At 71.5% G+C, this 5889-nt stretch carries 5 protein-coding genes; 4 read left to right on the plus strand and 1 reads right to left on the minus strand.

The window, feature by feature from the left end:
• The 3 genes from GJ633_RS17260 to GJ633_RS13200 all read left to right on the plus strand — a co-directional run.
• Positions 1 to 2961: hypothetical protein (locus GJ633_RS17260; RefSeq protein ID WP_197431340.1), on the plus strand; the 2961-nt coding region annotated here is incomplete at its 5' end.
• Positions 2962 to 3109: 148 nt separating this feature from the next.
• Positions 3110 to 3598: an Lrp/AsnC family transcriptional regulator gene (locus tag GJ633_RS13195; protein WP_156589192.1), complete on the plus strand. Its 489-nt coding sequence runs from the start codon at positions 3110 to 3112 to the stop codon at positions 3596 to 3598.
• The gene (locus GJ633_RS13200; protein WP_156589193.1) at positions 3595 to 4746 is read left to right on the plus strand and encodes a pyridoxal phosphate-dependent aminotransferase; all 1152 of its coding nucleotides are present in this window, start codon (positions 3595 to 3597) and stop codon (positions 4744 to 4746) included. The genes GJ633_RS13195 and GJ633_RS13200 overlap by 4 nt, the downstream gene beginning before the upstream one ends.
• 176 nt (positions 4747 to 4922) lie before the next feature.
• Here the strand turns inward: GJ633_RS13200 and msrB are convergent, their stop codons facing one another.
• Positions 4923 to 5360 carry a peptide-methionine (R)-S-oxide reductase MsrB gene (gene msrB, locus GJ633_RS13205; protein WP_156589194.1) on the minus strand — a complete coding sequence of 146 codons (438 nt, stop codon included), beginning with the start codon at positions 5358 to 5360 and terminating at the stop codon, positions 4923 to 4925.
• A 118-nt stretch (positions 5361 to 5478) separates the two neighbouring features.
• Here msrB and GJ633_RS13210 point away from each other — a divergent pair, with 118 nt between their 5' ends.
• Entirely contained in the window at positions 5479 to 5715 is a 237-nt protein-coding gene (locus GJ633_RS13210) for a hypothetical protein (protein WP_144920601.1), read from the plus strand.
• The last annotated feature ends 174 nt before the right edge of the window (positions 5716 to 5889 follow it).

Consider the following 5889-nt stretch of genomic DNA (forward strand, 5'->3'; position numbering starts at 1 on the left):
GACGCGGCCGACGCCGAGGAGCTGAGCTACAGAGCGCGGACGGCGACCGAGGCGCTCGACGTCGACCCCGACGAGCTGTCGGCCGTCGTCGCGGTCACGCCGACCGACCGCGACCGCCGACTGGTGGTCGCGGCGGGCTCGTTCGACCGGCTCGATCGCGGCGAGACGGTCGCAGTCGCCGAGGGAGACGGGGCGAACGGGAGCGGAGCCGGAAACGACTCCGCGACGGGGGACGCCGCGGGGAACGACACCGGGACCGGGGCGGCCGCCGACCTTCCCGCGGGCTGGCGGCTCGCCGACGACGGCGACGCCGCGTTCGTCACCGCCGACGGGGTGGCCGCGACCGCGACCGCGGCCGACCGAGAGACGCGCGTCGAGACCGCCCGCACCGCCGGCCGCGCGGCCGCCGGCGAGGTCGACCGACTGGCCGAGTCGACGCTGGCCGCGGCGGCGCTCCCCCGGCTCGGCGACGCCGAGACGGTGCTCCTCGTCCCCGGATCGGCGGGAGGGCTGCCCGGGCCGACCGTTCCCCAGGCGGTCGACGGGTTCGCCGTCGGGCTCGCGGTGCCGCCCGAGGATCTCCGGGGGATCGACGACACCGTCGAGAACCGGTACGTGATTCGTGTCGCGGACGACGTCGACGACGAGGCGCTCGGCGACGTCGTCGATCGGCTCGTCCGCGAGATCGACCCGGGCGTTCCCGTCGAGATCGAGACGAGTCGGACGGACGGCGTGGTGGTCGCGGACGCCGTCGTCGAGGCGCCGCCGGAGTACGACCGCGAGGCGGCCCCGGACGCACGGGTGCGCTCGACGTACGACCGCGAGTCGGCGACGGTGACGATCGAACACGCGGGCGGCGAGCCGATCCCCGCCGACGAGTTCGAGGTGTGGCACGACGGCGCGGAGGTGAGCGACGCCGTTCTCGACGGGGCGAGCGCGTTCGCCGAGGGCGACGAGACCGTCCTCGACGCGGGCCGTGTCGCGACCGTCGCGGTGCGGTGGTTCGACGCCGACGAGAACGCCTACTACGTGTACGGCCGCGAACGGGTCGACCGCGAGGCGTTCTCGTTCGAGTCCGATCTCGATGCCGGGACGGTCGAGCTCACCTACGAGGGTCCCGACGAGGCGGACGCGAGCGACCTCCGGCTGGTTCACCGCGGCGAAGACGGCGTCCGGACGGTCGGGGAGTCGTTCACCGACGGGACCCTGACTCCGGGCGCGTCCGTCAGCGTCGAGGACGTCGCCGTCCGCGACACCGTGATGCTGGAGTTCGACGTCGAGACGCCGCCCGGCGTCTCGGCGGGCTCGCTCGTCCACTACCGGGCGTCGCCGCCGCACGTCTGGGTCCACTCGCGCGCCGAGGAGGGGACGACCGTCCGGTACGGCGGTGCCGGAGACCCCGACGGCGACGAGCCCCGCGACCCGGAAGAGTTCCGGATCCTCGTCGACGGCGAGCCCGCCGAGACGCAGTTCGCCGACGAGTACGACTCGCTCACGGGCGGCGAGGAGGTCGTCCTCGGCCAACTGCCGCTCGGGAGCACGGTCGCGGTCCAGTGGCACGAGCCGGACGATCCGGTCGTCGTCGCCGAGCGCGAGGTCGTCCCGAACACGCACGCGTCGATCGAGTACGACGCGGAGGCCGGTGAGGTTGAGGTGCGCCACCGCGGCGGCCGGACGCTCCCCGCCTCGGAGCTCGAACTCCAGGTCGACCGCGAGCCGGCCGAGGTCCAGCCGGAAGACGAGCTTGACGAGTTCGGCCCCGACGACGCGTTCACCGCGCCCGTACCGCCGCTCTCGCGCGTCCGGCTCGTGTGGGTCGGCGAGGAACGCGATCACCACCTCGGCGGGACCACGACCGCTCGCGACGCGATGGCGGCGACCTACGACGTCGACGCCGAGGCGATGACCGTCGAGTACACCGGCGAGCGCCCGGTCGACCCCGACCGGCTGCGCGTTTCGGTGAGCGGCCGCGGCGAGCCCCGGTCGCCCGGCGAGCGCGACTCCCGGTTCGCCGAGGCGTACGACGAACTGACGACCGGCGACGCGGTCACCGTCGAGGACGTCGGGCTCGACGAGACCGTGATCGTGAGCGTGTACACCGAGTTCGAGAACGGGGCGGCCTCCAGTTCCGTCGCTCACTTCCCGGCGTCGCCCCGGCGCGGGTTCGTCGTCGACGAGGGGAGAGGCGAGGGGCCGAGCGCCACCGGAGGCGACGACGACGGCTCCGACACCGACCGAGACAGCGCCGACGGCGAAACCGTGGCGCGGTACGTCGGCGAGGTTCGCCGCGACCCGGCGGAGTTCCGGGTCCTCGTCGACGGCGAGCCGGCGGCCGTCCAGCCCGACGACGAGTACGACCGGTTGACCGGCGGCGAGACGGTCCCGATCGGCGACCCGTCGCCGGGCTCGACGGTCACCGTCGAGTGGACCGCGCCCGCGGAGACGCAGACCGTGACGGAGCACGTCATCGCGCCCGAGGCGACCTTCGAGGTGACCTACGAGCCGGAGTCCGGATCCGCGGACGCAGGCGGCGACGGAGACGCAGACGGAAACACGGGCGGAGAGGACGGCGCAGGCGGGGAGGCCGACACAGGCGAGGAGCGTACAGCGAGCCGGGAGGGATCGGGGAGCCAGGAAGGTGCGACGAGCCGGGAGGGCACGGCGAGCCAGGAAAGTGCGGCGAGCCAAGAGACCGATTCAGATGGAGAAAGCGGCGGCGAAGCCGGGAACAGCGGCGTCGTCACCTTCACTCACACCGGCGGCGACGCGCTCGACGCCGACGACGTCGGTGTCGTCGTCGAGCCGGGAAGCGACGGGGTGCAGCCGTGGGACGCCGCCGACGGCGAGGTGACCGCCGGCGACGAGACGACGGTCGCGGTCGACCAACCGCCGCAGTTCGCCGCCGTCGTCTTCCGCGAGCGACGGGCGCTCTACCGGAAGCGGTTCGATCGGTCGGAGTGAGGCTGCGGTCGAAGCTGCCTCGATCCGATCGTGAATAACCGCGAACACGTCGACAGCTGCAGGGCCTTCCGCGGCCCATCGCCGGTCGAGCGATCGTCCGTCTTGCACACGTCGCTACTCATAAACCGTCCCCGACTGATCGTGACGTATGGACGCCGAGCGCGAGGTACTCGACGTGTTGGCGCGGAACGCTCGCGAGGACATCGACGACATCGCGGCCCAGACGGGCCTCGACGCGGACGCGGTAGCGGAGGCGATCGCGTCGCTCGAGGCGGACGGCGTCGTCCACGGCTACCAGGCGGTCGTCGACTGGGACCGCGCCGAGGACGGGATGATCCGCGCGATCGTCGAGATCAACGTCGAACTCGACCGCGAGACGGGGTACGAGGAGGTCGCCGACCGGATCGCGAAGTTCCCGGCCGTCGACGCGTTGCACCTCGTCTCCGGCGATTACGACTTCGCGGTCGAGGTGCTCGGCGAGACGATGCAGGACGTCTCGGAGTTCATCTCCGAGCAGGTCGCGCCCATGCCCGAGGTCACCCAGACGGTGACCCACTACATCATGGAGACGTACAAGGACGGCGGCGTCCGGTTCGCCGACGGCGACGACGACGACCGCCTCTCCGTGTCGCCATGAGGCTGTCGGACCGCGCGCGCGACCTCCCCGAGTCGGGGATCCGGAAGTTCTTCGAGCTCGCGGAGGCGCGCGACGACGTCATCTCGCTGGGGGTCGGCGAGCCCGACTTCTCCGCGCCGTGGACGGCCCGGAACGCCGCGATCGACTCGCTGGAGCGGGGAAAGACCTCGTACACGTCCAACCGCGGGATGGCGGCCCTCCGCGAACGGATCGCCGTCCACCACGAGCGGTACGACCAGGCGTACGACCCCGCCGAAGAGGTGCTCGTCACCACCGGCGCGAGCGAGGCCGTCGACCTCGCGTTCCGCGCGCTCGTCGACCCCGGCGACACCGTCGCGATCCACGAGCCGACCTACATCTCGTACGGTCCCGGCGTGGAGCTCGCGGGCGGCGATCCGCTCGCCGTCCCGACGCGCCCCGAGGACGACTTCGCGTTGACCCGCGAGGCGTTGGCGTCTGCGGGCGCCGGGGACGCCGACCTGCTCGTCCTCTGTTACCCGAACAACCCGACGGGCGCGACGATGACCGAGGCGGAGTTCGCCGAGGTGGCGGCGTTCTGTCGCGAGAACGACCTCCGGGTGATCGCCGACGAGATCTACGCCGCGCTCACCTACGGCCGCGACCACACGTCCATCGCCACGCAGCCGGGAATGCGGGAGCGGACCGTCGTCGTCAACGGGTTCTCGAAGGCGTACGCGATGACCGGACTGCGGCTCGGGTACGCGCTCGGCCCCGCGAAGGCGATCGACGCGATGAACCGGATCCACCAGTACACGATGCTGTCGGCGCCGACGACGCCGCAGTACGCCGCGATTGAGGCGCTCGACCGCTGCGACGCCGAGGTTCGCGAGATGGTCGAGGAGTACAACCGCCGGCGGCGGTTCGTGGTCTCGCGGTTCAACGAGATGGGCCTCGACACGTTCGAGCCGGGCGGGGCGTTCTACGCGTTCCCCGACTGCGGCGGCGACGACGAGGCCTTCGCCGAGGAGCTGCTGGAGGCGCAGGGCGTCGCGGTCGTGCCGGGATCCGTCTTCGGGGCCGGCGGCGAGAGACACCTCCGCGTCTCGTACGCCACCTCGATGCGCGAGCTGAAGGAGGCGACCGACCGGATCGAGGCGTTCGTCGCGGACCGCTGGCAGACGGCCTGAAGACGAGGAAGGCGAGGAGTTTCTCTCGGGGATCGAAGCGAACCTCGCGCCGCGGTCGAGTTGACTCCCTCGGCGTACTCGGGGGCGGCCGCGACGGTCGGGGGGTCGTGACGGTCTCCGTCGTCTCGCTGCCGTTCTGCGACGGATGGGGCAGGCGTCCTCGGATCGGAACCGCGTTATTCCCCGTCGAACTCCATCGCGACGGAGTTGATACAGAACCGCTTCCCGGTGGGATCGGGGCCGTCGTCGAACACGTGTCCGAGGTGCGAGTCGCAGTTCCCACACCGGACCTCCGTGCGGCGCATCCCGTGGCTCGTGTCGGGGCGGGTCGTCACCGCGTCGTCCTCGGCGGCGTAGAAGGCGGGCCAGCCGCAGCCGGAGTGGTACTTCGTCTCGGCGTTGAAGAGCGCCGCGCCACAGGCGGCACAGCGGTACGTTCCGTCGGCGTCGTGGTCGACGTACTCGCCGGAGAACCGCGCCTCCGTGCCGCCCTCGCGGAGCACCCGGTACTCCTCTGCGGTCAACCGCTCGCGCCACTCCTCGTCGGTCAGATCGCTCGGGTCGTCGGTTAGGTCGCTCGGATCACCCGGATCGCCCGCGTCGGTCTCGCCCATACCGACGGTACGCGCCCCACGCTCAAGGCCGTTGTGCCGTCGCGAGTTGGAGTGTGGCGGCGTCTCGCCGCCTTCGGGCGAAGGAACGCTTAAAAGTGTCCGGCCGGAACGGGGAGACATGCCAACCTTCGAACTGAACCTCTCGGACGACGTGTACGCGGAGTTCCAGCAGCTCGCCGAACAGGAGTTCGTCTCCGAGGAACAGGCCGCAGAGGACCTCATCGCCTCCGGTATCGAGGCGTACAACGTGAGCGTCGTCGACGACGACCCCCGCGACGAGATGCTCGACGGCGCCGAGAACAACATGTTCGACACCGCAGAGGATCCGGGCAGCCTCGAAGACGACCGGCTGTAGCCAACCCCTCCCTCTTTCGCCCGATCTGACGACATCGCTCGCTAGGGGAGAGGTTTTGATGGAGGACTCGCCTCGCACAGCACTCCCGCACCTCATACCTCCCCAGCCTCGCGGCTCCCTTCGGTCGCCGCGTCCCTCGCGCTCGGACTCGCGTGCGCTGTCGCGCCCGCTCAC

The sequence above is a fragment of the Halorubrum sp. CBA1125 genome (genome assembly GCF_009742825.1).
In the GTDB taxonomy this organism is placed as follows: Archaea; Halobacteriota; Halobacteria; order Halobacteriales; family Haloferacaceae; genus Halorubrum.